Raw genomic sequence first — 26,043 nt, forward strand, 5'->3', positions numbered from 1 at the left:
CATGAGCTTTAAACTGAATTTAGTGCCGGGCACGCTGACACTGGCACAATTACGTCAGGTACAACAGGGCCCGGTTGAACTGAGCCTCGACAACTCTGCCATAGCCGGTATTGAAAAATCGGCAGCCTGTGTCGCTGATATTATTAAACAAAACCGCGTGGTGTATGGCATTAATACCGGTTTTGGCTTGCTGGCCAATACACGGATTAAAAACGAAGAGCTGGAGTTGTTGCAACGCTCTATCGTGCTATCCCACGCTGCCGGCTTTGGCGACATTATGGATGACAGCACAGTGCGCTTATTAATGGTGCTGAAAATTAACTCGCTGGCGCGCGGCTTTTCCGGTATTCGGCTGTCTGTGATTGAAGCGCTGATTAAACTGGTGAACGCTGAAGTTTACCCCTGCATTCCGAAAAAAGGCTCAGTGGGTGCATCCGGCGATTTAGCGCCGCTGTCACATATGGTGTTGCCGCTGATTGGCGAAGGCGAAGTCAGTTACAAGGGCCAGATTTATGATGCCCGCGAAGGCTTAGGCTTTGCCGGGTTGGAGCCGGTAACCTTAGCAGCAAAAGAAGGTTTAGCGCTGCTTAACGGCACCCAGGCATCTACCGCGCTGGCACTGGAAGGCTTATTTAAAGCAGAAGACTTATTCGCTGCAGGTAGCGTTATCGGTGCTATGAGTGTAGAGGCCGCCATGGGTAGCCGCTCGCCGTTTGACGACCGCATTCATCAGGCCCGCGGTCAGCGTGGCCAGATTGATGCTGCTACCATTTACCGCCATCTGCTGGGTGCGACCTCAGAAATTGGCGAGGCACATCATAACTGTGAAAAAGTACAAGACCCGTACAGCTTGCGCTGCCAGCCACAGGTTATGGGCGCCTGTTTAACGCAGATCCGTCAGGCGGCAGAAGTGTTAGCGGTAGAAGCTAACGGCGTTACCGACAACCCGCTGGTGTTTGCCGATGACAACGATATTTTATCCGGCGGTAACTTTCATGCCGAGCCTGTCGCTATGGCGGCAGATAACCTGGCGTTGGCCATTGCCGAAATCGGCGCTATATCTGAGCGACGCATGGCGCTGTTAATCGACGCAACGTTAAGCAAGTTGCCGGCGTTTTTAGTGCCTAACGGCGGCGTAAACAGCGGCTTTATGATTGCTCAGGTAACCGCAGCGGCACTGGCATCGGAAAACAAAAGCCTGGCGCATCCGGCCTCGGTAGACAGCCTGCCGACGTCAGCCAACCAGGAAGACCATGTGTCGATGGCCACTTTTGCCGCAAGGCGTTTAGCCGATATGGCAGAAAATACCGTTGGTGTATTAGCAGTAGAATATCTGGCTGCAGCCCAGGGCCTGGATTTTCGCGCGCCACTAAAATCGACCCCGGCTATCGAGCAAGCCAAACACTACCTGCGCGAACAGGTAAGTTTTTACGGTGAAGATCGCTACTTTGCGCCGGATATTGAACAAAGCGCCAACTTACTGCGCCAGCGTCAGTTAAATACTCTATTACCGCAACACCTGTTATGTAGCTTCTGAGTGATACGGCAGCACCATTTTGGTGCTGCCGCCCTCTTTTCGTTCATGTACCTTTTTACTGGCTGGACCAGTTTTCGTTTCTTTGTTAACTTCAGGTTGTTTACCAGACGGCTAGTGTCTATGGTTAAGGCACAGCAACGGCGTGGAGTTTGCTTCAGTGACATCATTAAAAGTTGCCCATAAAGTTATTATTGGCTTTGGCTTTATCGCTTTGCTGTTGTTATTGTCCAGCGGCTCTGCATTGCAAAGCTTTGCAGCAATTACTCAGTCCAGCGATAGAGTTAATACCCTTGCGGTGCCCGTACAACAACAAAGTAACGCAGCACAAATTCAGCTGTTAAAGCTGGCTAAGTTGTCTGCTTTGGGTTTTACAGCCGAACAAGACAACGAAATTAGCCGATATCAGCAACTGTTTAACAGTGGCAGCCAAACACTGCGCACACAATTAGCAGCCTTAGCCACACTAACCAACACTGAACCTGCTTTTACGCAAACCCTGATTGATATCGACAACCGCTACCAACAATATGCCGCCGCGGTTGATACAATGTTTAACGCCAGGCTGCAAAGTATTGCTATGCAACGCCAGGTGCAGACCGAGCTGACAGAGTTGGAGCAACTGATTGACAACATAGGCGCCAACCTGCTGGATATCTCTTATCTTGAATTGCGTGGTGGCAGGCAACAAAATGAGCTGATAGCCGGCAGTGCAAACCGCATTGACGGCCAATTACTGGGCTTGTTGAATACACTAAAAGAAGTAGCTGCTTACAACGACCTGGCTTCGGCAGAAACCGGCCAGGAAAGCATCAGTTTTACGCTGAGTGATATGCAGGTCAATATCGACTATCTGGCTAATATTTTGGATAAGCTCGACACCGACGGTTTATGGCAAAGTACTACTGAACAACTGGCACAACTGACGACCAAACTGGAAGCCTCAAACAGCCTGGCCAGCCTTAAATTGCAACAGGTTAGCGCGCAGCAAGCCGCTCGTGTGCAACTGAATCTGTCGGAACAGCGGGTTGAGCAGGTTATCGTTGCGCTGGATAATTTACTCTCTGCTGCCGATACCCAGTTCAGTACTTTACAACAGAATGTGTCTGATTCTGTCAGCTCCGGTAATACCCGTACACTTAGCCTGATGTTAGTGCTGATACTACTGGCTGTCGCTGCAGCCTATCTGACGATTAATGCGATGCTACGCCCGCTGGCTGACATTAATAAGGTGTTGGGCGACATTGCCAAAGGCGACTTAACCCGCAAGCTGCACATTACCAACCAGGACGAATTTGGTGCTCTGGCGGCTAAAGTAAATAGTCTGATTAATGCACTTAGCGCGCTGATCACCAATATTCAGAATAATGCAACAGAGCTGAATTTAAACGCCAGCCAGTCAGCGAAGGAAGTAGGTGAAATTAACGACTCTCTGCACCAACAGCAGCGCCAGATTGCGCTGGTAAATGATGTGACCCGGCAACTGGCAGACAGCACCCGCGATATTGCCCTGCAATCGGCTGAAACTACGGCGGCAATGCAACAAGCTTTGCAACAGGGAGAGCAGATAGACTTAATTGCCGGTCAGAATAATAAACTTATCAATCATCTGGCTGATCAGCTGACAGCAACCAGCGCAGTAATGAGTAAAGTAAATGATGAAGCCAATAACATCGGCGGTATTTTGGCTACTATTCGCGGTATTGCAGAACAAACTAACTTGCTGGCATTAAACGCAGCGATTGAAGCAGCAAGGGCCGGAGAGCAAGGCCGCGGTTTTGCTGTAGTGGCCGATGAAGTGCGCTCTTTAGCCGGACGCACCCAGCAGGCCACTGATGAAATCCGCCAAATGATCGAAACACTGCAACAGCAAAGTAAACAGGCAGTGCTCGCCATTACCAACGGTAAAGCAGATGCCGACAGCTGTGTGGCACAAACGCTGGAGCTGGTGTCGTCACTTGTACTGGTGAATCAGGCGATAGCCCAAACGCAGGACATCAGCAACCAGGTAACGGCAGCGACTGAAATGCAACTGAACCTGGGCCAGGCCATAGATAAAAATATGCAGCAGATGGTCAATATTGCCCATATCAGTGGTGAAAAAGCCAGCCGGACTTTACAGCACAGCGATGGCGTATCTGAACTGGCAGTAGAACTGCAGCAAGCTGCCAGTGCGTTTAAAATATCCTGACGATTTGACTACAGCACTTTTAAGTTGTGGCGGAATTTGCTTGATAAGATGCTTGTGTAATACGGTGATTGTATAACGCTGCGATTATGCAATGCGGTGTGTAAGAGCGCTTTGTAACACAGCGGCATCCTGCCGCTTTATTGCTTATCCTGAGCTAAGAAAAGGGCTGGACAATGTCCAGCCAGGCAGGAAGTATCTTTGTGTCCTTTTGTTTTTCTTTCGATTCCATTCACTATTCATAGTGCCAAAACAGCAACAAAAAACCCGATGAAAACATGATATTGCTACTAAACTATCGCAAATTGTTGCTCACGCTGTCTTTTTTGTTGCTTTTTCAAGCTTTTCGCATCAATTAGCTCAATATTGGCTTCATGAGCAAAGATCCAGGCCTGATTACTAAAACCGGCGTAGCTCACTACAACACCGCTGCTGAAATCAGCCGCCAGCATCTGTTGAAACAGCGCCCGGATCTGGGAAATATCAACTGACTGGTTCTTCTGCTGTATGTAAACCAGCTTTTCACTCTCGCCTTGCAAACACTTGTAGTCAGGGCTAACACGGTTGGAATGTATAAGCTTACCCTGGCGTGCTAAAAAGCGCTCAGCTTCCTGCATAAATTGCTGCTGTTTGTCCGCCGAAGATAAAAACGCTTTTATCGGGCGCGCCAGCCCCAGCAACTTATGCTGCTCATCCAATTCAAAAAAGGCCAATACATTAAAGAATAATGCCACCATAAACATCAGCACAAAGGTCCACAGCATAAACGCTGACCAGAAAGCTGATAACACCCATTGGTTGTCACTTAGCAGCAGAGAATGTTCAGCAAAGAACAAATAAACAGCACCAGCAATAATGCCAAGGCCGGTACTGACAGACGAGATAAGTAGCCATTTATTTTTCATATCAACCTCAAGTCCATATGCAACAGCCTACAGTATCAATCTGCTGCTGAAATTTTTCTTAACAAGAAGTTGATAAATGGATTATAAAGTCGCTGCTTGCTGATTTTTGCATCAGCTACAGTAGGCCAAAGCATCAGAAGCTGTGGCAAAGCGATAAGAAAAATTAAACTGCCGGACAAACTTTTCGGCATTCACTCTACGCCCCTTACTGCTTTCGCTGGCGAAAATAGCGGGTGTTTTACCTGCTGACACTGCCGCCTGCTGATAAAAATCCTGCCGCAGTATGGTTAACGGGCAACTGAGATTGAATACTCCATTACAAGGAGGGGTAGCAAGTAACAGCTTTACTGCTGCAATGATATCGGCTGAATGCACCATATTAATCGGTGCAGTTGCATCTGGTAGTGTTTTACCGGCAGTAAAACAACCCGGATGCCGCCCCGGCCCCATTAACCCGGCAAGACGTAAAGTTAATGTCGGTTGAAATTGCCGCAATGCCTGCTCACCTTGCCATAATAAACTAACCCGGGGCTCGGTTAAGTGCAGCGGTGCAGCTTCATCGACTTCACCTTGCAGGCCCTGATATATGCCGGTAGAACTAAAATGTATCAACTGACGGCTGCCAGCTAGCATTGCCAGCCCGGCAAGCTGTTGTAATGCGGTTATATAGTGTTGTTGCGGGCCCCGGCCCGGGGTGATAGCACAAATGACTATTGCATCATGCAACATGGCCGTTTGGCTGCTCTGCTCAGCCGACGCATTTAAATCAAGCACAAAACCAGTTGCACCTGCAGGCAAATACCGTAACGCTGAGGATGAGCGACGGCTGGCATAAACCTGATGACCTTGCGCTATTAAATCGGCAGCCAATTGCTGCCCCAACCAGCCACAACCGATAATAACTACCTTCATACCGCTTCAGCCTTAGCAGGTAAAACGGCATAACGGCCAGTAAACTCAACTGCAAGTTCACCTGCCGAAAACACCTGCACTTTAATATGCTGCACGGCTTTACGCCCTTCAGCTAACATCTCCAAAGCGCCGGAACAGTGCTGTAATGCACAGCGTGCCTGCGGCTGTGCCGCTACCGGCCTGAGATACTTAATGCTCGCATCAGCCAGTACCTGATCGCCGCGCAGCCCCAGTGCCTGCAACTGCAGATACAACATACCCCAGCCGGTTAACGTTGCCAGTGCGTAAATACTGCCGGCAAACATGGTCTGGTGCAGGTTAATGTTTGGCGCCAGCGGTGCCTCGCAGCGTATTTCATTGCCATCAAAGCTGGCGATAGTCAGTTGCATATACTGGCTAAGCGGGATGGTCTGCTGCCAGGTATCGTTTAACTGGCGACACCACTGCTGATGCTGCTCTGACGAGCCATCAAGCCGGATCTGCTTTTGCATAACAAAGTGCGCAATACCATACAACTGCGGGGCTGCGCCAAGTTGCCGGTAACCATTGCGCTGATAAAACGCTAACGCGGTATCACGCGCATTTAATCTGATATAACCACAGCCCCATTTTACTGCCTGTAACTCAAGTGCGGCTAATACTCTGCCACCTGCGCCTTTGCCCTGATACTCTGTAGCAACCGCCATATATCGCACCTGAGCACCACCTTGCTCAAGCTGATGCAAACGCCCAATCGCTGCAATATCGCCCTCTGGTGTTAAGAGCATCAAATGATAAGCCTGCGCTTCCAGCTCGTCGCGTTCTGAGCCGGGCGGTTGCTGCCAGGGGGCGCGTAATATTTGCCAACGTAGCTGATAATAACGTTGCCATTCGTCAGGGGTGGCGGGCGAGCGCAAGTGCCAATGCCGCATAGATACAACTCCGAAAAATTAGCTTTGCAATAAAAACGTAACCGGGCCGTTATTCACCAGACTGACCTGCATGTCGGCAGCAAACTGCCCGGTTGCTGTGGTCAGGCCAAGTGAACGGCAATATGCCACAAAAGTGTCGTAGTACTGGTTGGCTTTGTCAGGTATTGCCGCTGGTGTGAAGCTGGGCCTTAAACCCGAGTTGGTATCAGCTGCCAGCGTAAACTGTGACACCACCAGCAAACTGCCACCCGCCTGCTGCACATTCAGGTTCATTTTGCCATTGTCGTCAGAAAACACCCGGTAGTGACATACCTTGTGCGCCAAGCGGGTAATATCTGCCGGCGTATCTTCAGCTTCAACCCCCAGCAGCACTAACAGGCCATGCTCAATTTGCCCGATAACTGCACCGTCAACGGTAACAGACGCCTGAGTAACCCTTTGGATCAACGCTTTCATTTTATAACTTAGCCTCACTTGCGTCGTCCGACGGGTCAATTTGATCCGGATCATCAGCGTCGGCTTTTTCAGTATCGGCAGCAATTTGCTGTAGCAAGGCTGTCATTTCAGCCCCCAGTAATACTACCAACCAGCACAGGTACACCCAGACAAAGACTATCGGCACTAATGCCAGTGCACCATATAGGGTGTCGTAGGCCGGAAAATGCGTGACATAAACCGCAAAACCGCGTTTAGATAATTCAAACAGCAGCATCGCCAATAGTGCACCAAAAAAGGCATGCCGGGCACGCACTTTAATATTAGGCACCACCAGATATAACAGAAAAAAAGCCAGTAAAGACATCAGATACGGCACCACACCTAATAACAGGGTAGATAACCCAGGAGTGTAATCTTCAGCGAGGCGGGTTAGCCTGACCAGATAAGAGGTTACCGCGATGGATGAGCCAAACAGAATGGGGCCTAGTGTCAGGATCATCCAGTAAATAGAAAACGAGATAACCGGCCTTGGCCTTTTGGTTACCCGCCAGATTTTATTCAGTGTTTTATCAATGTTATAAATAAGCAGCAACGCAACAAACACCAGTACCGCAATACCTATTGCCGTCATACCGCCGGTATTGCCGATAAACTGGTTAATGTAGGTTTGAATTTCTTCCCCACGTGAAGGAATAACATTAGCGTAAACAAAAGCCTCAATCGCCTGACGAAACTCTCCAAACATCGGAAAAGCGCTTAGCATGGAAAACATTACGGCAATTAAAGGCACCACAGACAGCAGCGAGATATAAGCCAGATAACCGCCAATCATACCAATTTGATCCTGCTGGCAGCGCTGGATATAGAGTTTAATAAAGCGCACAGCAGTTTTTAGATAGGATTGCCACTCAGGCAACATAACGCCTCCAAATCACATAGAATACTATCAGAGGATACAAGAAAAGCAGTGGCTCAACCAGCTTGGCAACAACCTAACCCTCTGAGTGCTAAAAATAACCCAGCAAAAAGGCCAGCATCATGCTGGCCTTTTATACTCTTTCCGGTGGGTATTAACCGCGGCTGGCGCGTTTACGATCGTTTTCTGTCAGGTGACGCTTACGGATCCGGATCGACTTAGGTGTGACTTCTACCAGTTCATCGTCGTCAATAAATTCCAGCGCCTGTTCCAGGGTATAACGCACTGGTGGCACAAGATTAATTGCTTCGTCGGTACCGGAAGCGCGCACGTTAGTTAATTGCTTACCTTTCAAACAGTTCACAGTTAAATCATTACTGCGGCTGTGAATACCGATAACCTGGCCTTCGTACACTTCTTCAGCATGACCAATAAACATACGGCCACGCTCCTGCAACGAGAAAATGGCATAACCGGCAGCTTTACCCATGGCGTTAGAGATCATTACACCGTTGGTGCGCTGGCCGATAGTACCGCCTTTATGCTCGCCGTAGTGATCAAAGCTATGGTACATCAGGCCTGTGCCTGACGTTATAGTCATAAACTCAGTACGGAAACCAATCAAACCACGGCTTGGCATTAAGAAATCCATGCGGATCCGGCCTTTACCATCTGGCTGCATATTGGTCATTTCAGCTTTACGCTCGCCCATACGTTCCATAATAGAGCCCTGGTTCTGCTCTTCACAGTCGATGGTAACATTTTCCATTGGTTCCATCTTCACGCCGTCAACCACTTTCATGATAACTTCAGGACGTGATACCGCTAATTCGAAACCTTCGCGGCGCATATTTTCAATTAACACGCCCAGGTGCAATTCACCACGGCCGGATACTTTGAATTTATCGCCGTCTTCTGTTTCTTCAACTCGCAGAGCTACGTTATGTTTCAGCTCGTTAGTTAAACGCTCTAAAATCTGGCGTGAAGTAACAAACTTACCTTCTTTACCCGCGAAAGGTGAAGTATTTACCTGGAATGTCATGGTAACGGTAGGTTCATCGACCTGCAGTGCCGGTAAGGCTTCTACTTTAGTAGTGGCACAGATAGTGTCAGAAATTTTCAGCTCACCCAGGCCGGTAAAGGCAACGATATCGCCGGCGTTGGCTTCGGTAGTTTCGACCCGCTCTAAACCTAAATAACCAAATACCTGGCCCACTTTACCGTTACGTTTAGTGCCATCAGCACCAACAACAGTAACCTGCTGGTTTGGTTTTAATGTACCGCGCTTAATCCGGCCGATACCAATAATGCCCAGATAACTGGAGTAATCCAGCTGTGATACCTGTAGCTGGGTTTCGCCGTTTAGCTCAACAGCTGGCGGTGCTACATGTTTAACGATAGCTTCGAATAAATCGGTAATATCGGTTTTTGGCACGTTATGATCTAAAGTCGCCCAGCCGTTTAACGCTGAAGCGTAAACAATAGGGAAATCTAACTGCTCGTCAGTAGCACCTAAGTTATCGAACAGGTCAAACACCTGGTCGATAACCCAATCCGGACGTGCACCCGGACGGTCAATTTTGTTTACTACAACAATTGGCTTTAAACCGTGTGAAAACGCTTTTTGCGTTACAAAGCGCGTTTGTGGCATCGGGCCGTCAACGGCATCAACCAACAGCAATACTGAGTCTGCCATTGACAGTACGCGCTCTACTTCACCACCGAAGTCGGCGTGGCCTGGCGTATCAAGAATGTTAATGTGGTAACCGTTCCAGCGCACCGAAGTGTTTTTTGCCAGGATAGTTATACCGCGCTCAGATTCCTGCGCATTCGAATCCATTACGCGCTCCTGTAACTTGGCGCGGGCGTCGAAGGTGCCAGACTGCTGTAGCAGTTTGTCAACCAAAGTGGTTTTACCATGGTCAACGTGCGCAATAATGGCAACATTGCGCAGCTTGTCTAAGTATGTCGCGGTAACGCTCATGTAAATATATCCTCTGTGGCACTAGATGACCGTAATGACCACCAGGCAAAACTAACTGAAACGAAAGGGCGCACATTCTACTCTGTTTTTGCATGGAAATAAAAACAGCAACTGCAGTTTAAGCAATTTTTTTTCTCGCAGGCCCCAACAGCAACTAGACTTAAGCCTGCCACAGGCGCACCATAAAAATGCAGCAAGGCACCATAGTGGTGCAACACTGATTATTAAGGCGCTACACCGGCCATCAATACAGATAAATATCAACAACTTAAATGTTTGGCATATATCTGGCATTTAATGGAGCAACACCGCTAAATCAGTTCAAAACAGATTAATTGGAGGAATGCATGTCTGCATCATCTGTACTGAGTTTAATTAAAGAAAATGAAGTGAAGTTTGTAGATTTACGTTTTACCGACACCAAAGGTAAAGAACAGCACGTGACAGTTCCGGTTAATCAGATCACCGAAGACTTCTTTGAAGACGGCAAGATGTTTGACGGTTCTTCTATTGCTGGCTGGAAAGGTATTAACGACTCAGACATGATCCTGATGCCAGATGCATCTACCGCAGTACTGGACCCGTTCTTTGAAGAAACCACACTAAATATTACCTGTGACGTTATCGAACCCAGCACTATGCAAGGTTACGACCGTGACCCGCGCTCAATTGCCAAGCGCGCTGAAGAGTATCTGAAGTCTACCGGTATTGCCGACACCGTGCTGTTTGGGCCAGAACCAGAATTCTTTATGTTTGACGACATCCGTTTTGAAACCACGATGTCAGGTTCTTTCTTTAAAATTAACTCCACTGAAGCAGCATGGAACTCAGGCACCAGCTATGAAGATGGCAACAAAGGCCACCGTCCTGGCGTAAAAGGCGGTTACTTCCCTCTGCCACCGGTAGATTCAGGCCACGATATCCGTAGCGCCATGTGTATGGTGCTGGAAGAAATGGGTCAAACCGTTGAAGCCCACCACCACGAAGTTGCTACTGCCGGCCAGAACGAAATTGCTACCAAGTTCAATAGCCTGACCAAGAAAGCGGATGAAGTTCAGCAACTTAAATACGTTATTCATAACGTAGCGCACCTGTATGGCAAAACCGTAACCTTTATGCCGAAGCCATTAGTAGGTGACAACGGTTCAGGCATGCACTGCCACCAGTCTCTGGCGAAAGACGGCGTAAACCTGTTTGCCGGCGATAAGTATGCCGGCCTGTCAGAACTGGCTTTGTATTATATTGGCGGTATTATCAAACATGCTAAAGCGATTAACGCTTTTACCAACCCGTCTACTAACTCGTACAAGCGTTTAGTGCCACATTATGAAGCACCGGTAATGCTGGCTTACTCTGCACGTAACCGCTCAGCGTCTATCCGTATTCCACTGGTACCAAGTGCCAAAGCGCGTCGTATTGAATGTCGCTTCCCGGATCCGGCAGCTAACCCGTACCTGGCTTTTGTTGCTCAGCTAATGGCTGGTTTAGACGGTATCCAGAACAAGATCCACCCAGGCGATGCAATGGATAAAGACTTGTATGATTTACCGGCAGAAGAAGCGGCCAATATTCCACAGGTATCGGCTTCTTTAGAAGAATCGCTGAACGAGCTGGATAAACACCGCGCTATTTTCACTAAAGGCGGCGTAATGTCTGATGCGATGATCGATGCCTATATCGACATTAAACGTGCTGAAGCCCGTAAAGTGGCTGTAGCCGTGCACCCATTGGAATTTGAACTGTATTACAGTGTTTAAATGACAATCTGATTAAAAGCTCACTTCGGTGAGCTTTTTTTTTGTAGAAAATTAAACCGAAGCAAGCTAGAGTAACCTGATGGAGTAACAACAATAAAATAAAACGGAAGCTGCAAAGTATATGAATAAAGTATTGTTTATTTTAATAATGTTGCTTTGTACAACACCTTTGCCAGCGCAGGAAAACAAAAAAGTATTTGTCACACGCGACGCCAATGGCGTGCTGGTATTTTCTGACAGCCCACAACCCGGCGCAGAAGAGCTGACGCTATCGAGCAGGGCCAATATTATGGCCGCAACAGACCCAACCCTACCCGTCCGCAAAGCACCTGCCGCAGAACCTTTTAAAGTTGAGATTGTGCAACCTGAAGAGCAAGGCACAGTGCGTGATAATACCGGCTCTGTTTATGTATCCGGCAAAATAAGCCCGATGTTTGAACGCGGTTTGCGGGTACGCTTGTTATTGGACGGTAAACCACAGGGTGAGCCGCAAAATAATGCAGTATTTATTCTGCGCGATGTACACCGCGGCGAGCACAAATTGCAGATGGAACTTTTTGATCAAAGCGGCAAGCTTATTGCAACAAGTCCTGTAACGACCTTCTATTTACATAGAACATCGGTAATCTCACCAAATTAGTGCGCCTGCTATGCAATTCAGCCTGAACTGAATTACACTGCTAAACTAGCGCACCAAATTGGTGCATAAGGTGAAGCAGTGACAAATACAGTAATAGCAACCGAACAATTACATGCTCATATCAGCGAACAACTGACAACGGCAATCATGCTATTGGACGCCGATCTGACGATCCGCTACTTCAATACCGCATGTTGTGCGGTGTTAGGTTTGGGCGAAAAGCGCCTTAGTGCACAATTTTTCCCGGATTTATTTCAGCATTGCGATATTAACGCCAACCACTTCATGGGGGCGCTAAGCAGTAAACAGGGTTTTGGTGTCAGTGATGTACAGGCTGTATTGGCTGATGGCCGTCATCTGTTGCTGGATATTTCAGTCACTATCTGCGAAAACCCGGCTGAGCATTTGCTGCTGGAAATTCGCCAGGTTGATCAACAGCGCAAAATTAGTCTGGAAAGCCTGCAGCAACATCAGCATCTGGCAGCGCGGGAATTAATTCGTGGCCTGGCCCACGAAATTAAAAATCCGCTGGGCGGTTTGCGCGGTGCTGCGCAGTTGCTGGAAGAATCGTTAAACGATGAGTTAAAAGAGTACACCCAGCTTATCATTGCGCAGGCCGACCGGCTGCGTAATCTGGTAGACCGGCTATTGGGGCCTTACCGGCCGGCACAGCGTGTAAGTGCCAATTTGCATCAGATCATTGAGCAGGTGCGTCAGCTGGCACTGATGGACAACCCGGCATTAGTGCAGTTTAGCCGCGACTACGACCCCAGTATTCCCGATTTTCCATTTGACCCGGAGTTAATTGAACAGGCATTGCTAAACATAGTGCGTAACGCCCAGCAAGCCCTGGAGCAAACCGAGCAACCGGCAATTTGCCTGCAAAGCCGCGTATTGCACCAACATACTCTGCATGGCAAACGCTATAAGCTGGTGGCACTGATCCGGGTTATCGACAATGGCCCCGGTATTCCTGCCGATATTAAAGATACCTTATTTTACCCGATGGTCAGTGGCAAAGCAGGTGGTACAGGGCTTGGCTTGTCTATTGCCCAAACCCTGATCCATCAGCATGGCGGCTGGATTGATTGTGACAGCTGGCCCGGCCATACCGAATTTACGTTATACCTGCCAATTGCAGACACTGAGGATTGAACTAATGAGTCATACTGTGTGGATTATTGATGACGACAATTCTATCCGCTGGGTTCTGGAAAAAGCCCTGGCCCGAGCGGATATTTTATGTGAAAGCTATGCCTCAGCCGATTTGATGCTGCAGCGGCTGGAGTATGATCAGCCTGCTGTAGTGGTATCTGATATCAGAATGCCTGGTACTGATGGCATGGCTTTACTGAGTAAATTGCAAGAGCTGGCCCCCGAGCTGCCGGTGATCATTATGACCGCGCATTCTGATCTGGACAGCGCGGTTAACGCCTTTAAACGCGGCGCTTTTGAATATCTGCCAAAACCCTTTGATGTCAATGATGCAGTGGCGTTAATCAGCCGCGCTCTGGAACACGCCAGTGCACGTCAACCTAAGCATAAGGCCGCAGCCCCTACTCTGTCGCCGGAAATTATTGGCGAAGCGCCGGCAATGCAGGAAGTTTTCCGCGCTATTGGCCGGCTGGCACGTTCCAGTATCAGTGTATTAATTAATGGCCAGTCTGGTACCGGTAAAGAGCTGGTTGCACGGGCTCTGCACAAGCACAGCCCACGCTGCGAATTGCCGTTTATTGCGCTGAATATGGCCGCAATACCAAAAGATCTGATTGAGTCAGAGCTGTTTGGCCATGAAAAAGGCGCCTTTACCGGCGCGAATAATTTGCGTAAAGGCCGCTTCGAGCAAGCCGATGGCGGCACTTTATTTCTCGATGAAATCGGCGATATGCCGCTGGATGTGCAAACCCGCTTACTGCGGGTGCTGGCAGATGGCCAATTTTACCGTGTTGGCGGCCATCAGGCCATTGGTGTAGATGTGCGCATTATCGCCGCTACCCACCAGAACCTGGAGCATCTGGTCGGTGAAGGCAAATTCCGCGAAGACTTATTTCACCGGCTAAACGTAATTAGAGTGCATTTGCCGCAGTTAAAAGAGCGTAAACAGGATATCGCCAAACTGGCTCAGCATTTTTTATTGCAGGCAGCAAAAGAGCTAAATGTTGAGGCAAAAACCCTGACTAAAGAAGCTGAGCAGTTTTTAAGCCAGCTCGACTGGCCAGGTAACGTGCGCCAGCTAGAAAACACCTGTCGCTGGCTAACAGTGATGGCCAGCGGTAAACATATTGTAGTGGCCGATTTACCGCCTGAACTGACATCACCACAAAAGGCTGCACCAACAGTGATAAATGGCCAGGGTGGTAGCTGGCAGGATTTGCTGGCAGGCTGGATCAGCCATAAATTAAGTGCCGGCGAAGAGAATATACTGGCTGAAGCCGGGCCGGAGTTTGAGCGTACCGTGTTGCAACAGGCACTGCAGTTTACCCACGGCCATAAACAGGAAGCGGCAAAACGGTTGGGCTGGGGCCGTAATACCCTGACCCGTAAACTTAAAGAGCTGGATATAGAATAAACAACAAGGCCGGGCGTTAAAACGCACCGGCCTGCTGTTAGCTGTAAGAAACGCCTGTAGTGTCAGGCCTTAAATATTTCAGGCGTTGTTACGTTGCTGCTTTTTTTGCTGCCATTTCTGCTGTTTTTCACTTAGCTGCTGGCGCTGTTCATCTGTCAGCACCTGTAACACCTGATGCTGTAATTTCATCGCCGCCAGCCGTTTGTCTACTGCTTGTTGCTGCTGCTTTTCTAACAGCAGACGTGCAGCGGTTTCGTCAAAGGTGTCTGCGGCCAGTAAATCACGCATTTGCTGGCGTTCAGCCTTATCAGGCCGGGCAGTCTTTTGCTCGCTACGGTGTTGCTGCATTAGCTGTTTGATCTGTTCGCGCTGGCTATCTGTAAGTTCCAGCCCCGCCAGCATGCGCTTCATCGGAGCATGCTGCATATGACGGCCGTGTTCATAACCTGCCGCTTTGTGTTCATGGGCAACAGCCATACCTGACAGGCTGCTGGCAGTAAGTAAACCTAAAGCAAAAATCAGTTTTGATACTTTCATCGGATACACTCCTTTATTAAGACAGCCTAAGCATAAAACAGCCAATGCAAAGCAACGCAAAGGCCGGGTAAAGATTCTGTAAAGCTGTATTGCAAGGCGCTGACATTAGGTAAACTCATAATAAATAAGGAGTGGTTATGCCTGCAATTTTAATGATCGACGATGACACCGAACTGTGTGAACTGGTAGCCGAATATCTGGCGCTGGATGGTTTTCAGTTTACTGCCGCCCATGATGGCCAGCAAGGCCTGGCTATGGCACAAAGTGGCGACTATCAGTTAATTCTGCTGGATATTATGCTGCCCGGCATGGATGGTTTATCTGTGCTTAAAGCTCTGCGAGCCAGCCAGTACTGCCCGGTATTAATGCTAACAGCCCGTGGCGATGATGTTGACCGTATTGTCGGCCTTGAGCTGGGCGCGGACGATTATCTGGCCAAACCCTTTAACCCACGCGAGCTGGTTGCGCGTATTAAAGCAATATTACGCCGGGTTGAACTGACTCAGGTACCACAGAGCAATAGTGACAGTGTGCTTAATCTAAACGGGTTGCTGCTAAACCCGGCCAGCCGGCAACTTAGTTGTAACGGCGAAGTTGTGGCACTAACAGCTACTGAGTTTCAGCTGCTGGAACTGTTGATGCGTCGCGCCGGTGAGGTTGTCAGTAAAGATGAACTTAGCCGCGAAGTATTAGGTAAACGCCTGCAAATGTATGATCGCAGCCTGGATATGCATATCAGTAATATCCGCAAAAAAATCGCGGTATATAGCAGCAACGAGAAAATTCAAACTTTACGCGGCAGCGGCTATCTGTTTTTGCAAGGTGAAGCATGAGCTGGCTAACTCACCTTAACCCGTTCCATTATCTGGCCGGGCGGATATTTCTCTGGTTCTGGCTGGTATTGTTAAGCGCCGTATTTGCTACTCTGGCGTTGTCACGGGCTTTAGTTGAGCAAACCGAAATCCGCCGTCTGCCACATAATGTTATTCAGCAATTACAACAACAACTGGCCCCACTGGCGGACAGCAAAAACAGTGAGCATTTAGTTGCCCGGCTACAACAAGACAGCCCGGATCGCTGGCTGGTAGTAGATGCACAAACGCAAGTTGTACTGACGCCACAGCTGTTGCCACGTGACTTTGATCAGCACTGGCTGACGGAGTTGTCACAACTTTCACGCCCACGCTGGTTAAAACACCATAACACCTCGCTTGCCGGCCCTTTTATTCTGCAGCTTGGTGATGAAACCCTGGCACTGTACCAGAAAAGGCAACGCCCGCCGCAACCGTGGTGGCGTTTAAGCGAAATCCCGCAACATGTATTAATGTTGTTTACCTTACTAATTTCTGCCGTTGCCAGCTTTGTGCTGGCGGTATCAATTTCCCGGCCGCTGCGTGAATTATTGCAACGTAATCTGCAGTTTGCCGATGGCCAGCTTAACAGCCGGGTTACCAGCCTTATTAAGCGTAAAGATGAACTGGGGCAGTTAGGCCACAGCTTTAATACCATGGCCGAACGCATTAGTGCCCTGCTAACCAATCAGCAGCGCTTATTGCGAGATATCTCACACGAGCTACGCTCGCCTCTTGCCAGAGCGCAGCTGGCACTGGGTTTAACCGAGCGCCAGCAAAATCTTGAGCAGGTGCCCAGGCTAAAACAAGAGCTGGACCGGCTGGATATTATGCTGGATGAACTGCTGACTTTTAGCAAACTGGATGCAGGCCAGTATCAGCTGCAACAGCAACGTTTCGACTTAACCGAATTGCTGTCCGATATTATTGATGTAAACCGGGTAGAGGCGGATGTAAAGCAGCAACAAATACTGTTGCTGGCGCCGCAACAGCTGGAAATAACGGCAGACAGCAGGCTGCTGGCACGGGCCATTGAGAATATTCTGCGTAATGCCATTAAATACGGGCCGCCGAACAGTGAAATAACCTGTGCAGTCACACAGCTACAGCAACAACTGGTGTTACAAATTTGCGATCAGGGGCCAGGCATTGCCACCGATCAGCTTGAGGCGATATTTGAACCCTTCTACCGGGTATCAGACAGCCGCACCAGCAGTACCGGCGGCACCGGGCTTGGCCTGGCAATAGTAGCGCAAATCATCCGCCAGCATGGTGGCAAAGTGTATGCGGCTAATGCCGCCGAGCAAGGGCTTTGTATCACTGTGCAGTTACCGCTACACTAGCGCCACAATACTGATTAAAAGAGCCTATTTTGACAGCAAGTGATTTTCCACTGTGGCAGACCAGCGGTCATGCTGCTGATCTGGCAGAGCGCTGGACGCAGCAGTTACAGCCATTCTGGCAAAATATGACCTCCGGCGCACTTACCAGCAGCGATGGCCTGAAACTATGCTACCACTATCATCAGCACCCCAACGCGCGCCATGCCGTGGTGATCAGCGCCGGCCGGATGGAAATGGCGGTAAAATATGCCGAACTGTGTTTTGAATTGGTCAGTGCAGGTTACAGTGTTTTTTTACTCGATCACCGGGGCCAGGGCCTGTCGCAGCGTGAGCTGGGCAACCCACACAAAGGTTATGTAGCTGATTTTGTTCTGTATCAGCAAGATTTAGCCCAGTTTATTCAGCATATCGTACTACCCACCGGCCACAGCAGCCATATTGCGCTGGCTCATTCAATGGGCTGCGCCATTCTTGCCGGCTATTTACAACAACAACCTCATCCGTTTAAAGCCGCAATACTGGCTTCGCCAATGCTGGGCATTTATACCGGCCTGGTACCGGCCCGCTTCGCTGAACCTCTGGCTCTGGCATTTGGCGCCGTTAACCGGGCGCTTAAAGCACAACCTTGGTATTTCCCCGGCCAGCGAAATTATCAGGAGAAGGTCTTTGCCAATAACCCCCTGACCAGCAGTGCTGAACGCTATCGCTGGTTGCATCAACTATACCGGACATACCCTGATGCCCGGCTTGGCGGCGTTACCACAGCCTGGGTTGATGCAGCAATCAGGGCCATGCGGCGCCTGCTGCAAGACGCCGCTAAGTGGCACACACCGGTGTTAATGCTACAAGCCAGTGACGACAAAGTCGTCAGCAATTACGCCCAGCAGCTTTGGTATCAGCAATTACCTGCAACGGTTTATCGCCGCAGTGTTGTGCTACGGCCGGCGCAGCATGAAATTTTTATGGAAACAGACAGCATCAGACAACAGGCATTTGCCGCTATTAATGATTTTTTGGCACAGCTGCCAGACTAATCCGCTTTTGCTACAATACCGCCTCATTAAGCCGGAGAGCCCCATGCTGCATATAGTGCTGTTTGAACCTGAAATTCCGCCGAATACCGGCAATATTATCCGCCTTTGTGCCAATACTGGCTACCAGTTGCATCTGATAGAACCGTTAGGCTTTGAGTGGGACGACAAACGGGTAAAACGCGCCGGGCTGGATTACCACGAGTTTGCCGATGTAAAACGCTACGCCAGTTTCAACGACTTTATCTCACAGCAAAAACCCACCCGCTTATATGCCTGCACGACCAAAGGCCACACCACCCACAGCGATGCGGCCTTTGCGCCGGGAGACGCCCTGGTATTTGGCCCGGAAAGCCGGGGCCTGCCATTAGAGGTATTGCAGCAAATGCCAACAGAAAACTGGCTGCGTATTCCGATGACAGCCAACAGCCGCTCAATGAATTTATCCAATGCCGTAGCAGTTTTTGTTTATGAATCATGGCGCCAACTGGGCTACGCCGGATCCAGACAATAACAACCAATAATAGCATTTGCATATAGCAAAAGACTCCGGCTATATTTAATGCTGTTTTTATCGATAACAAGGATGTCGATACTATGCCGCTGTCTGGTTGGCTGCTTTTGTCTGCTTTGGCACCGCTGCCAGCAGATGCTGCTTTGAGTGGAGATACTCGTACTATGCTACTGGCACTAACCGTATTACTGCTGTTGGTTATTGTACTTAGCCTGTACAACCGAAAACTGCTGCAAAGCAATAAAACCGCTGATTCAGAGCAGCGGGCACTGAAAAACCTGCTTGATCAGTCAGCCGAGTTTATTGCTATATTGGACAGTAATTTACAGCCTACTTACCTGAATCCGGCATTCTCATCCGTTATACCTGCTCCGCAATATCCACTGGCCATTTTTAAAGATGAAGAAAGCGATGCTTTGCTGCTGGCCGAAATTGCCCCGCAACCACACTGGCACGGTGAAGCCTGGCTACAACTGGCACAAAATGAAAGGCGTACGCCGGTAGCTTTAACTATGACCCGCCACCTGGATAGTGGCAGCTACTTGCTGACCGGGCGTGATATCAGCACCTGTAAGCGAAAGCAAACAGAACAAGATGCCGATTATATTTATGATGCCGACACCGGCCTTTTTACGCCGTTACTGCTTAACCAATTTATTCAGACTGCGATAAACAGCACCACCGCCAGCCAGCCGCAGTTCGCCATTTTCCTGATCAAGTCCAATCAGGTATTAAGTTACATGGCCGCCGCCCCCCAGGACAAAGTACCGGATGTTATCCGCAGCCTCAGCTCACAGTTAAAACAATACAGCAGCAAAGGCGCCGTAGTAGCCAGATACAATACCGATACATTGGCCATACTGATCCCCGCACACCTGTGCTCAGCACAGATTGAAGTTAACCTGAACCGGCTGGCGCATAAAATTTTGCTGGTAGCCGACCAGGCTGCACAAGAGTTTAAGCAATCGGCCTTACAAACCTATATTGGCATCAGCATTTATCCGTTGGATGGTACCAGCCCGGCAGTGCTGTTAAGCAGTGCTTCCACGGCCATTTGTAACGCCGCCAGGCTCGGCCGCAGTAATATGCAATTTGCCAACAGCCGTTATCAGCTTAAAGCACCGGAATACCTGGCTCTGGAAGCCGAATTGCTAAAAGCGCAGGAGAACGACGAGTTTGATGTTTACTATCAACCCAGGCTGAGCATTGGCAGTAATCGTGTTGTCGGCTACGAAGCCTTGCTGCGCTGGCACAACCCCAAACGTGGCATACTGGCACCGCAGTATTTTCTCAATATAGCGGACGATACCGGCCAGGTTGTTGTGCTGGATAAACTGGTTTTCCGTAAGTGCTGCCAGCAACTGAACCACTGGCAGCAAACCGGTATCAGCCGTGGCCGCATGTCGGTGAATATTTCTACGCTGAGCTTTCGCCAGCAAGATTTTGTCAGCTCGTTACAGCAACAACTGGAAGACGCGCAGTTATCAGCAGACTTGTTTGAACTGGAACTGCATGAAGATATTTTCCTGCAACCCGACAGCACAATAAACACCACGTTACAGCAACTTATTACACTGGGCTTTCATTTAACACTGGATAATTTTGGCCAGGGCATATCGTCATTGTCTGTACTGCGCGAATACCCACTGCACAGCCTGAAAATAGCGCAGAGCTTTATCCGGGATATGGAACACAATGAACAGCAACGTAATATAACCGCAAGCTTAATCAGGTTGGCGTCTTATTTACAAATAGATGTGATAGCAACCGGTATTGAGAATGAAATGCAGGCGTACCTGCTGCATGTGATGGGTTGTGATATTTTACAGGGCCATTTATTTAGCAAAGCCCTGCCAGCGAGCGAAATACCCGCTCTGCTGGCAAGAGAAAACCGGTTATTACGTAAAGAAGTCGGCTAGGCAAGCGCAGTTAACGTAAGTCGCTGGTTAAGTGACTTCGTCGCGCTTTTCCCGGCCCAGTAAATCCAGTGCAGCCAGTTTTGCATCTTTACCCTGATACAACACCTGATAAATCTGCTCGGTAATCGGCATTTCCACACCGACACGCTGTGCCAGGTTAAAGACCTCTTTAGCGTTACGATAGCCTTCAACTACCTGGCCAATAGCCTGGATAGCCTCTTCAACACCTTTGCCCTGCCCCAGCAGCAAACCAAAACGCCGGTTGCGTGACTGGTTGTCGGTACAGGTAAGCACCAAATCGCCCAAACCTGCCATGCCCATAAAGGTATCTTTCTTCGCACCCAGCGCACAGCCTAAGCGGCACATTTCAGTAAGACCACGGGTAATTAATGCCGTGCGGGCATTAGCACCAAAACCAATACCATCGGCCATACCGGCACCAATGGCAATCACATTCTTAACTGCCCCACCCAGCTGAACACCTATAAAATCGGTGTTGGTGTACACTCTGAAGCTTTTCGCACAGTGCAGTAAATCTGATAACTCGCGGATAAACTCAGGATCAGTAGACGACAATGAAATAGCTGTAGGCAAGCCCATGGCCATTTCTTTGGCAAAAGTCGGGCCGGAGAACACCGCCAGCGATACCTGTTCACCCAGAATATCACGTGCCACATCCTGCAACAGCCGGCCCGTGTCGGGTTCCAGGCCTTTGGTCGCCCAGGCCACACGGCCATTAACCTGCAAATGCGGTTTAATCAGCTGCAGTGTGTCGGCAAAGGCATGGCTTGGTACCACAATCAGAATATCGCGGCTGCTGGCAACAACATCGGCTAAGTTTGAGCTTACCTGCAATGTAGCCGGCAGGCGGATGTCCGGCAGGTACTTCTGGTTAACTCTGTGCTCAGCCATATGGGCCATTTCCTGCACATTCCGGCCCCACAAACTGATGGTGTTGCCATTACGTGCCAGACAAATAGCCAGAGCAGTGCCATAAGACCCTGCTCCGATCACAGCAATTGCTGAAGGTTGCATTATTTAAGCGTCTGCCTTCACGCCTTGCATTTCTGCCTGACGTTTTTGCAGATATTGAGCAAACAGCGCATCAAAATTCACCGGAGCCAGATTCAGCTGCGGGAAAGTACCACGGTTTACCAGGTTAGATACGGCTTCACGGGCATAGGGGAATAATGTATTCGGGCAGAACGACGCTAACATATGCGCCATTTGTGAGTCTTCCAGCTGACCGATAGAAAAAATACCCGCTTGCTGAACTTCACACAAAAACGCCACTTCACCTTCTACTTTGGTGGTTACTGTCAGTGACAGTACAACCTGATACACGTTGTCTTCCAGCTTTTCGCTACGGGTATCTAAATCCAGTTGCACTTCTGGTTTCCATTCTTTACGGAAAATAGCAGGTGCGTTAGGAGCTTCAAACGAAATGTCTTTTACGAAAATACGCTGGATAGCAAATTGTAAACCCTGCTCAGTGGCAACGCCGTTTACTTGTTGTTCGGCCATGATAATTCCTGTTGTGGTATTTATGATTGTAATAAAGGATCGAGCTTACCTGCCGCATCAAGCGCCAGCATGTCATCGCATCCACCAATATGCTGCCCGCCGATAAAAATCTGAGGCACTGTTGTGCGCCCGGCAGCACGTTCGATCATCTGTGGGCGCAGCTCAGGTTGCTCATCAATACGAATTTCCTGATAGGCCACGCCTTTGTTATCCAGCACTGACTTTGCGCGAACACAATAAGGACAATAGGCCTTAGTGTAAATAGTCACTTGCGACATCAATTACCTCTTCGATTTGACGACCGGCAAACTGGCGCCTGTCCAGCTTCCCATACCGCCCTGTAATATAGATACAGTAGTGAAGCCCTGCTTAACTAGGCTGGAAGCCGCTTTTGATGCTGTCATTCCAGCCTGACATACCACAATAATGGGCTCGTCTTTTTGCTTTTCAAGCCCGGCCAGCTGTTGTTTTTCAATATCGGCCAGCGGTAAGTGTTTGGCACCAGTGATATGGCCTTTGGCAAAATCGGCTTCAGTGCGGATATCCAGCACCACTGCATTGCTGCGATTTACCTGCAACGTCAGCTCTGTGGGTGATATCTGTTTTATGGCAGAAAAACGCGACTTGATCAGGCTGGTGATTAACATAATAAATAACACCACCCAAATCGCACTTAAGATCGGATGATTAGTAACAAACTCTATATACTGCTGCATACTCATTCTGCTTATCGGAAAATAAACCAGCGCAGAGTATACTCAGTTTGCCGGCCCTGAGCCAGCACACTGCCGATACAGGGCTGGAGAATTGCGCAAAATTCGGTAAGATAGCCATTCACTTTATCCGCATGTCTTAGCTAAACAACGGAGCACACATGACCAGTCGCAAAAAACCTTTGGTATTATTAATTCTCGATGGCTGGGGCCACCGTGAAGAGACCAGCAACAATGCGATTGCCCAGGCCAACACTCCGGTAATGGACCAGTTATGGCGCGATTACCCGCACACGCTGATTTCAGGTTCGGGGCTGGATGTCGGCTTGCCTGACGGCCAGATGGGTAATTCAGAAGTCGGCCACGTTAATCTGGGCTCCGGCCGCGTGGTATACCAGGATTTTACCCGCATTACTAAAGCCATCAGCGATGGTGATTTCTTCACCAACCCGGTACTGACAACCGCAGTAAAGGCTGCCGCCAGGCAACAAAAAGCAGTGCATATTATGGGGCTGTTATCCCCAGGCGGCGTACACAGCCATGAAGACCATATACTGGCCATGATTAAACTGGCAGAGCAACAAGGTGCCGGCCCGGTTTATTTACATGCCTTTCTGGATGGCCGCGACACCCCGCCACGTAGCGCCCAGGCCTCGCTGGAAAAAATTCAGGCGCATTTTGCCAGCAGCGGCAGTGGCCAGATTGCCTCTGTAATTGGCCGTTACTTTGCCATGGACCGCGACAAACGCTGGGATCGTGTACAACAAGCCTATGATCTGATTACTCAAGGCAAAGCAGATTTTCAGGCAGCAGATGCTGTCAGCGCGTTACAACAAGCTTATCTGCGTGATGAAAATGACGAATTTGTCAAAGCCACTGCGATAGTAGGTAAAGATGGCAAACCGGTAAAAATGCAGGACGGTGATGCCCTGATTTTTATGAACTTCCGTGCTGACCGAGCACGCCAGTTTAGCCGCGCTTTTATCAATGATGATTTTGATGGCTTCAAGCGCGAGTACCGCCCGGCCCTGAGCAGCTTTGTTATGCTGACAGAATATGCCGCCGACATCAAAGCCCCTTGCGCCTACCCACCAGAGAGCCTGAACAATGTATTGGGTGAGTGGCTGGCAAAACATAATAAAACCCAGTTGCGCATCTCAGAAACTGAAAAATATGCCCATGTTACCTTTTTCTTCAGCGGTGGCCGCGAAGAGCTGTTCAGCGGCGAGCAACGTATTCTGATTGATTCGCCCAAAGTGGCCACTTACGACCTGCAACCAGAAATGAGCTCGGCTGAGTTGACCGACAAGCTGGTAGCTGCGATTCATAGCAGCGAATTTGACGTTATTATCTGTAACTACCCCAATGGCGACATGGTGGGCCACACCGGCATTATGTCGGCAGCCATTAAAGCTGTTGAAGCTGTCGATTCCTGTATTGGCCGTGTTGTTGCCGCGCTGCAGGAAGTAGGTGGTGAATGCCTGATCACAGCTGACCACGGTAATGCAGAACAAATGCTGGACACTGAATCTGGTCAGGCCCATACCGCCCACACCAGCGGGCCGGTGCCGTTAATTTATGTTGGTCGCCAGGCAACCGTGGTTGAAGGCGGTATCCTGAGTGATATTGCTCCTACAATGTTGCATTTAATGTCGATGCCAGTACCTGCCGAGATGACAGGTAAAGTACTGATGCAGCTGAAATAGATGCCTCTACACTGTATAAAACGCTACTTACAGCAGTCTTGTTGGCTGCTGTGCTTTTGCCTGCCTGTAACTACCGTTGCCCAGCAGCAGGAGCAAGAGCTGGCAGAAGTTAAACAGCAAATACAGCAAACAGAAAAAGAAGTTAAGCAGCAACAAAAACAGCTGGAGCAAGCGGAAAAAAAGCTGCAACAGTCGGATAAAGCGCTGGCAGAAGCCTCAGCCGCAGTGCGTGAAACCGAGCAACAACGCCAGCAGCTTATTACGCGTGAGCAACAGTTACTTAAGCAAAAAACAGAGCTGGAGCAAAGCCTGCAACAGCAGCAAAAGCTGCTGGCATCACAGTTAAAAAGCGCTTACAGCCTGGGGCAACACGACTACAGCCGCATGCTGCTAAATCAGCAGGATTCAGGCAAGCTGGAGCGGGTGCTCAGTTACTACCAGTACTTTAACCGTGCCCGTATGCAACAACTGGCCGAACTTAATAACACCATTAGCCAACTACAGCAGGTTCTGTCTGAACTGAGCGAAAAACAACAGCAACTGGCGCAAACCCTGACTGTATTACAACAGCAACAACAACAACTGCTTGGTGCCAAAACCGAACAGCAACAAGCCGTTGGCCGGTTGCAAGCCATGTTAAAGCAACAAGGCCGGCAGCTGGATTATCTGCGCCAGAACGAAGCCAGCTTACAAGCCAAACTGGAAGAGCTGCGCCGGCTGGCACAGCAGGCCCGGGAACTGGCAGGGTTAACCAAAAACAAAGGCAAGTTGACCTGGCCCCTGCAAGGCAGCTTGTTGCAACGCTTTGGCGAAAGCCGCCAGGGCGGTATATCATCCCGCGGTATTCTGATCCAAAGCACAGAAGGCCAAGCCGTTAAAGCGGTTGCTGATGGCCAGGTCATTTATGCTGACTGGCTTAAAGGTTATGGCTGGGTCATCGTGCTGGACCATGGCGCTGGTTTTATGAGCCTGTACGGCCACAATCAAAACTTACTGAAAAAACCAGGCACCCGTATCAGCGCCGGTGAAACCATTGCTCTGGCAGGCACCAGCGGTGGCCAGTCTGCTGCCGGGCTGTATTTTGAGATCCGCAATAAAGGTGAGGCGGTTAACCCGCTGCAATGGCTCAGCAGGAATTAGCGGTTGAAAAT

General features: G+C 49.4%; 24 protein-coding genes. 13 read left to right on the forward strand and 11 right to left on the reverse strand.

Translation table 11 applies throughout. The features are described from left to right. Position 1: 1 nt before the first annotated feature. Positions 2–1,537, forward strand: coding sequence for a histidine ammonia-lyase (gene hutH, locus BLW68_RS08570; RefSeq protein WP_092792334.1), 1,536 nt, complete (start codon positions 2–4; stop codon positions 1,535–1,537). Between the two features lie 157 nt (positions 1,538–1,694). Beyond that, the gene (locus BLW68_RS08575; protein ID WP_092792632.1) at positions 1,695–3,725 is read left to right on the forward strand and encodes a methyl-accepting chemotaxis protein; all 2,031 of its coding nucleotides are present in this window, start codon (positions 1,695–1,697) and stop codon (positions 3,723–3,725) included. 287 nt (positions 3,726–4,012) lie between these two features. Here BLW68_RS08575 and BLW68_RS08580 read toward each other — a convergent pair whose 3' ends face one another. The 6 genes from BLW68_RS08580 to typA all read right to left on the reverse strand — a co-directional run bounded on the left by BLW68_RS08580 (position 4,013) and on the right by typA (position 9,788). Further along, on the reverse strand, positions 4,013–4,627 hold the full coding sequence (locus tag BLW68_RS08580) for a restriction endonuclease (protein WP_092792336.1): 615 nt from the start codon (positions 4,625–4,627) through the stop codon (positions 4,013–4,015). A gap of 111 nt (positions 4,628–4,738) precedes the next feature. Continuing rightward, positions 4,739–5,539, reverse strand: a complete 801-nt coding sequence (locus tag BLW68_RS08585; protein WP_092792338.1) for an NAD(P)H-binding protein — start codon at positions 5,537–5,539, stop codon at positions 4,739–4,741. Then, positions 5,536–6,450, reverse strand: a complete 915-nt coding sequence (locus BLW68_RS08590) for a bifunctional GNAT family N-acetyltransferase/hotdog fold thioesterase (protein WP_092792341.1) — start codon at positions 6,448–6,450, stop codon at positions 5,536–5,538. The genes BLW68_RS08585 and BLW68_RS08590 overlap by 4 nt, the downstream gene beginning before the upstream one ends. Before the next feature lie 18 nt (positions 6,451–6,468). After that, positions 6,469–6,906, reverse strand: coding sequence for a D-aminoacyl-tRNA deacylase (gene dtd / locus BLW68_RS08595; protein ID WP_092792343.1), 438 nt, complete (start codon positions 6,904–6,906; stop codon positions 6,469–6,471). Between the two features lies 1 nt (position 6,907). Beyond that, positions 6,908–7,807 carry a virulence factor BrkB family protein gene (locus BLW68_RS08600; RefSeq protein ID WP_092792345.1) on the reverse strand — a complete coding sequence of 300 codons (900 nt, stop codon included), beginning with the start codon at positions 7,805–7,807 and terminating at the stop codon, positions 6,908–6,910. 151 nt (positions 7,808–7,958) lie between these two features. Then, positions 7,959–9,788 (reverse strand): translational GTPase TypA, encoded by a 1,830-nt coding sequence (gene typA, locus BLW68_RS08605; protein ID WP_092792347.1) that lies wholly within the window; start codon positions 9,786–9,788, stop codon positions 7,959–7,961. A gap of 347 nt (positions 9,789–10,135) precedes the next feature. On the opposite strand from typA, the gene glnA reads away from it, so the two are divergent. The 4 genes from glnA (at position 10,136) to glnG (ending at position 14,754) form a co-directional block, all read left to right on the forward strand. Beyond that, positions 10,136–11,545: a glutamate--ammonia ligase gene (glnA, locus tag BLW68_RS08610; RefSeq protein ID WP_092792349.1), complete on the forward strand. Its 1,410-nt coding sequence runs from the start codon at positions 10,136–10,138 to the stop codon at positions 11,543–11,545. A 121-nt stretch (positions 11,546–11,666) separates the two neighbouring features. Beyond that, positions 11,667–12,185: a DUF4124 domain-containing protein gene (locus tag BLW68_RS08615; RefSeq protein WP_092792351.1), complete on the forward strand. Its 519-nt coding sequence runs from the start codon at positions 11,667–11,669 to the stop codon at positions 12,183–12,185. A 78-nt stretch (positions 12,186–12,263) separates the two neighbouring features. Continuing rightward, entirely contained in the window at positions 12,264–13,340 is a 1,077-nt protein-coding gene (gene glnL / locus BLW68_RS08620; RefSeq protein ID WP_245728301.1) for a nitrogen regulation protein NR(II), read from the forward strand. Positions 13,341–13,344: 4 nt separating this feature from the next. Further along, positions 13,345–14,754, forward strand: coding sequence for a nitrogen regulation protein NR(I) (glnG, locus tag BLW68_RS08625; RefSeq protein ID WP_092792353.1), 1,410 nt, complete (start codon positions 13,345–13,347; stop codon positions 14,752–14,754). A gap of 78 nt (positions 14,755–14,832) precedes the next feature. On the opposite strand, the gene BLW68_RS08630 is transcribed toward glnG, so the two are convergent. Beyond that, positions 14,833–15,291 carry a Spy/CpxP family protein refolding chaperone gene (locus tag BLW68_RS08630; RefSeq protein ID WP_092792355.1) on the reverse strand — a complete coding sequence of 153 codons (459 nt, stop codon included), beginning with the start codon at positions 15,289–15,291 and terminating at the stop codon, positions 14,833–14,835. 137 nt (positions 15,292–15,428) lie between these two features. Between BLW68_RS08630 and BLW68_RS08635 the strand changes: the two genes are divergently transcribed. The 5 genes from BLW68_RS08635 (at position 15,429) to BLW68_RS08655 (ending at position 20,949) form a co-directional block, all read left to right on the forward strand. Continuing rightward, on the forward strand, positions 15,429–16,124 hold the full coding sequence (locus tag BLW68_RS08635) for a response regulator transcription factor (protein ID WP_092792357.1): 696 nt from the start codon (positions 15,429–15,431) through the stop codon (positions 16,122–16,124). Then, complete coding sequence (locus tag BLW68_RS08640; RefSeq protein ID WP_092792359.1) at positions 16,121–17,485, forward strand: ATP-binding protein; 1,365 nt, start codon at positions 16,121–16,123, stop codon at positions 17,483–17,485. The genes BLW68_RS08635 and BLW68_RS08640 overlap by 4 nt, the downstream gene beginning before the upstream one ends. 29 nt (positions 17,486–17,514) lie before the next feature. Further along, positions 17,515–18,519: an alpha/beta fold hydrolase gene (locus BLW68_RS08645; protein WP_218141336.1), complete on the forward strand. Its 1,005-nt coding sequence runs from the start codon at positions 17,515–17,517 to the stop codon at positions 18,517–18,519. Positions 18,520–18,562: 43 nt separating this feature from the next. Then, positions 18,563–19,030 carry a tRNA (uridine(34)/cytosine(34)/5-carboxymethylaminomethyluridine(34)-2'-O)-methyltransferase TrmL gene (trmL, locus tag BLW68_RS08650; RefSeq protein WP_092792361.1) on the forward strand — a complete coding sequence of 156 codons (468 nt, stop codon included), beginning with the start codon at positions 18,563–18,565 and terminating at the stop codon, positions 19,028–19,030. 143 nt (positions 19,031–19,173) lie between these two features. Then, the gene (locus BLW68_RS08655) at positions 19,174–20,949 is read left to right on the forward strand and encodes a putative bifunctional diguanylate cyclase/phosphodiesterase (RefSeq protein ID WP_177172191.1); all 1,776 of its coding nucleotides are present in this window, start codon (positions 19,174–19,176) and stop codon (positions 20,947–20,949) included. 27 nt (positions 20,950–20,976) lie between these two features. On the opposite strand, the gene gpsA is transcribed toward BLW68_RS08655, so the two are convergent. Genes gpsA through BLW68_RS08675 form a run of 4 tightly spaced genes read right to left on the reverse strand, consistent with a single transcriptional unit; the run spans position 20,977 to position 23,189 of the window. Beyond that, complete coding sequence (gene gpsA, locus BLW68_RS08660; RefSeq protein WP_177172192.1) at positions 20,977–21,984, reverse strand: NAD(P)H-dependent glycerol-3-phosphate dehydrogenase; 1,008 nt, start codon at positions 21,982–21,984, stop codon at positions 20,977–20,979. Between the two features lie 3 nt (positions 21,985–21,987). Next, positions 21,988–22,473: a protein-export chaperone SecB gene (secB, locus tag BLW68_RS08665; RefSeq protein ID WP_092792367.1), complete on the reverse strand. Its 486-nt coding sequence runs from the start codon at positions 22,471–22,473 to the stop codon at positions 21,988–21,990. A 20-nt stretch (positions 22,474–22,493) separates the two neighbouring features. Then, positions 22,494–22,751: a glutaredoxin 3 gene (gene grxC, locus BLW68_RS08670; RefSeq protein ID WP_068233031.1), complete on the reverse strand. Its 258-nt coding sequence runs from the start codon at positions 22,749–22,751 to the stop codon at positions 22,494–22,496. Positions 22,752–22,754: 3 nt separating this feature from the next. Next, positions 22,755–23,189 carry a rhodanese-like domain-containing protein gene (locus tag BLW68_RS08675; protein ID WP_092792369.1) on the reverse strand — a complete coding sequence of 145 codons (435 nt, stop codon included), beginning with the start codon at positions 23,187–23,189 and terminating at the stop codon, positions 22,755–22,757. Positions 23,190–23,347: 158 nt separating this feature from the next. On the opposite strand from BLW68_RS08675, the gene gpmM reads away from it, so the two are divergent. Continuing rightward, positions 23,348–24,892: a 2,3-bisphosphoglycerate-independent phosphoglycerate mutase gene (gene gpmM / locus BLW68_RS08680; RefSeq protein ID WP_092792371.1), complete on the forward strand. Its 1,545-nt coding sequence runs from the start codon at positions 23,348–23,350 to the stop codon at positions 24,890–24,892. Next, positions 24,893–26,032 (forward strand): murein hydrolase activator EnvC family protein, encoded by a 1,140-nt coding sequence (locus tag BLW68_RS08685; protein ID WP_092792373.1) that lies wholly within the window; start codon positions 24,893–24,895, stop codon positions 26,030–26,032. Positions 26,033–26,043: the final 11 nt, after the last annotated feature.

The organism is Rheinheimera pacifica (assembly GCF_900108485.1).
Lineage (GTDB): Bacteria > Pseudomonadota > Gammaproteobacteria > Enterobacterales > Alteromonadaceae > Alishewanella > Alishewanella pacifica.

Coding starts and splice junctions, on each gene's coding strand:
- BLW68_RS08590 (WP_092792341.1), bottom strand. CDS start 6,450: ATGCGGCATTGGCACTTGCGCTCGCCCGCCACCCCTGACGAATGGCAA.
- BLW68_RS08600 (WP_092792345.1), bottom strand. CDS start 7,807: ATGTTGCCTGAGTGGCAATCCTATCTAAAAACTGCTGTGCGCTTTATT.
- BLW68_RS08630 (WP_092792355.1), bottom strand. CDS start 15,291: ATGAAAGTATCAAAACTGATTTTTGCTTTAGGTTTACTTACTGCCAGC.
- gpmM (WP_092792371.1), top strand. CDS start 23,348: ATGACCAGTCGCAAAAAACCTTTGGTATTATTAATTCTCGATGGCTGG.
- BLW68_RS08675 (WP_092792369.1), bottom strand. CDS start 23,189: ATGCAGCAGTATATAGAGTTTGTTACTAATCATCCGATCTTAAGTGCG.
- BLW68_RS08640 (WP_092792359.1), top strand. CDS start 16,121: ATGAGCTGGCTAACTCACCTTAACCCGTTCCATTATCTGGCCGGGCGG.
- glnA (WP_092792349.1), top strand. CDS start 10,136: ATGTCTGCATCATCTGTACTGAGTTTAATTAAAGAAAATGAAGTGAAG.
- BLW68_RS08585 (WP_092792338.1), bottom strand. CDS start 5,539: ATGAAGGTAGTTATTATCGGTTGTGGCTGGTTGGGGCAGCAATTGGCT.
- BLW68_RS08635 (WP_092792357.1), top strand. CDS start 15,429: ATGCCTGCAATTTTAATGATCGACGATGACACCGAACTGTGTGAACTG.
- glnG (WP_092792353.1), top strand. CDS start 13,345: ATGAGTCATACTGTGTGGATTATTGATGACGACAATTCTATCCGCTGG.
- BLW68_RS08580 (WP_092792336.1), bottom strand. CDS start 4,627: ATGAAAAATAAATGGCTACTTATCTCGTCTGTCAGTACCGGCCTTGGC.
- secB (WP_092792367.1), bottom strand. CDS start 22,473: ATGGCCGAACAACAAGTAAACGGCGTTGCCACTGAGCAGGGTTTACAA.
- BLW68_RS08615 (WP_092792351.1), top strand. CDS start 11,667: ATGAATAAAGTATTGTTTATTTTAATAATGTTGCTTTGTACAACACCT.
- BLW68_RS08685 (WP_092792373.1), top strand. CDS start 24,893: ATGCCTCTACACTGTATAAAACGCTACTTACAGCAGTCTTGTTGGCTG.
- gpsA (WP_177172192.1), bottom strand. CDS start 21,984: ATGCAACCTTCAGCAATTGCTGTGATCGGAGCAGGGTCTTATGGCACT.
- dtd (WP_092792343.1), bottom strand. CDS start 6,906: ATGAAAGCGTTGATCCAAAGGGTTACTCAGGCGTCTGTTACCGTTGAC.
- typA (WP_092792347.1), bottom strand. CDS start 9,788: ATGAGCGTTACCGCGACATACTTAGACAAGCTGCGCAATGTTGCCATT.
- hutH (WP_092792334.1), top strand. CDS start 2: ATGAGCTTTAAACTGAATTTAGTGCCGGGCACGCTGACACTGGCACAA.
- grxC (WP_068233031.1), bottom strand. CDS start 22,751: ATGTCGCAAGTGACTATTTACACTAAGGCCTATTGTCCTTATTGTGTT.
- trmL (WP_092792361.1), top strand. CDS start 18,563: ATGCTGCATATAGTGCTGTTTGAACCTGAAATTCCGCCGAATACCGGC.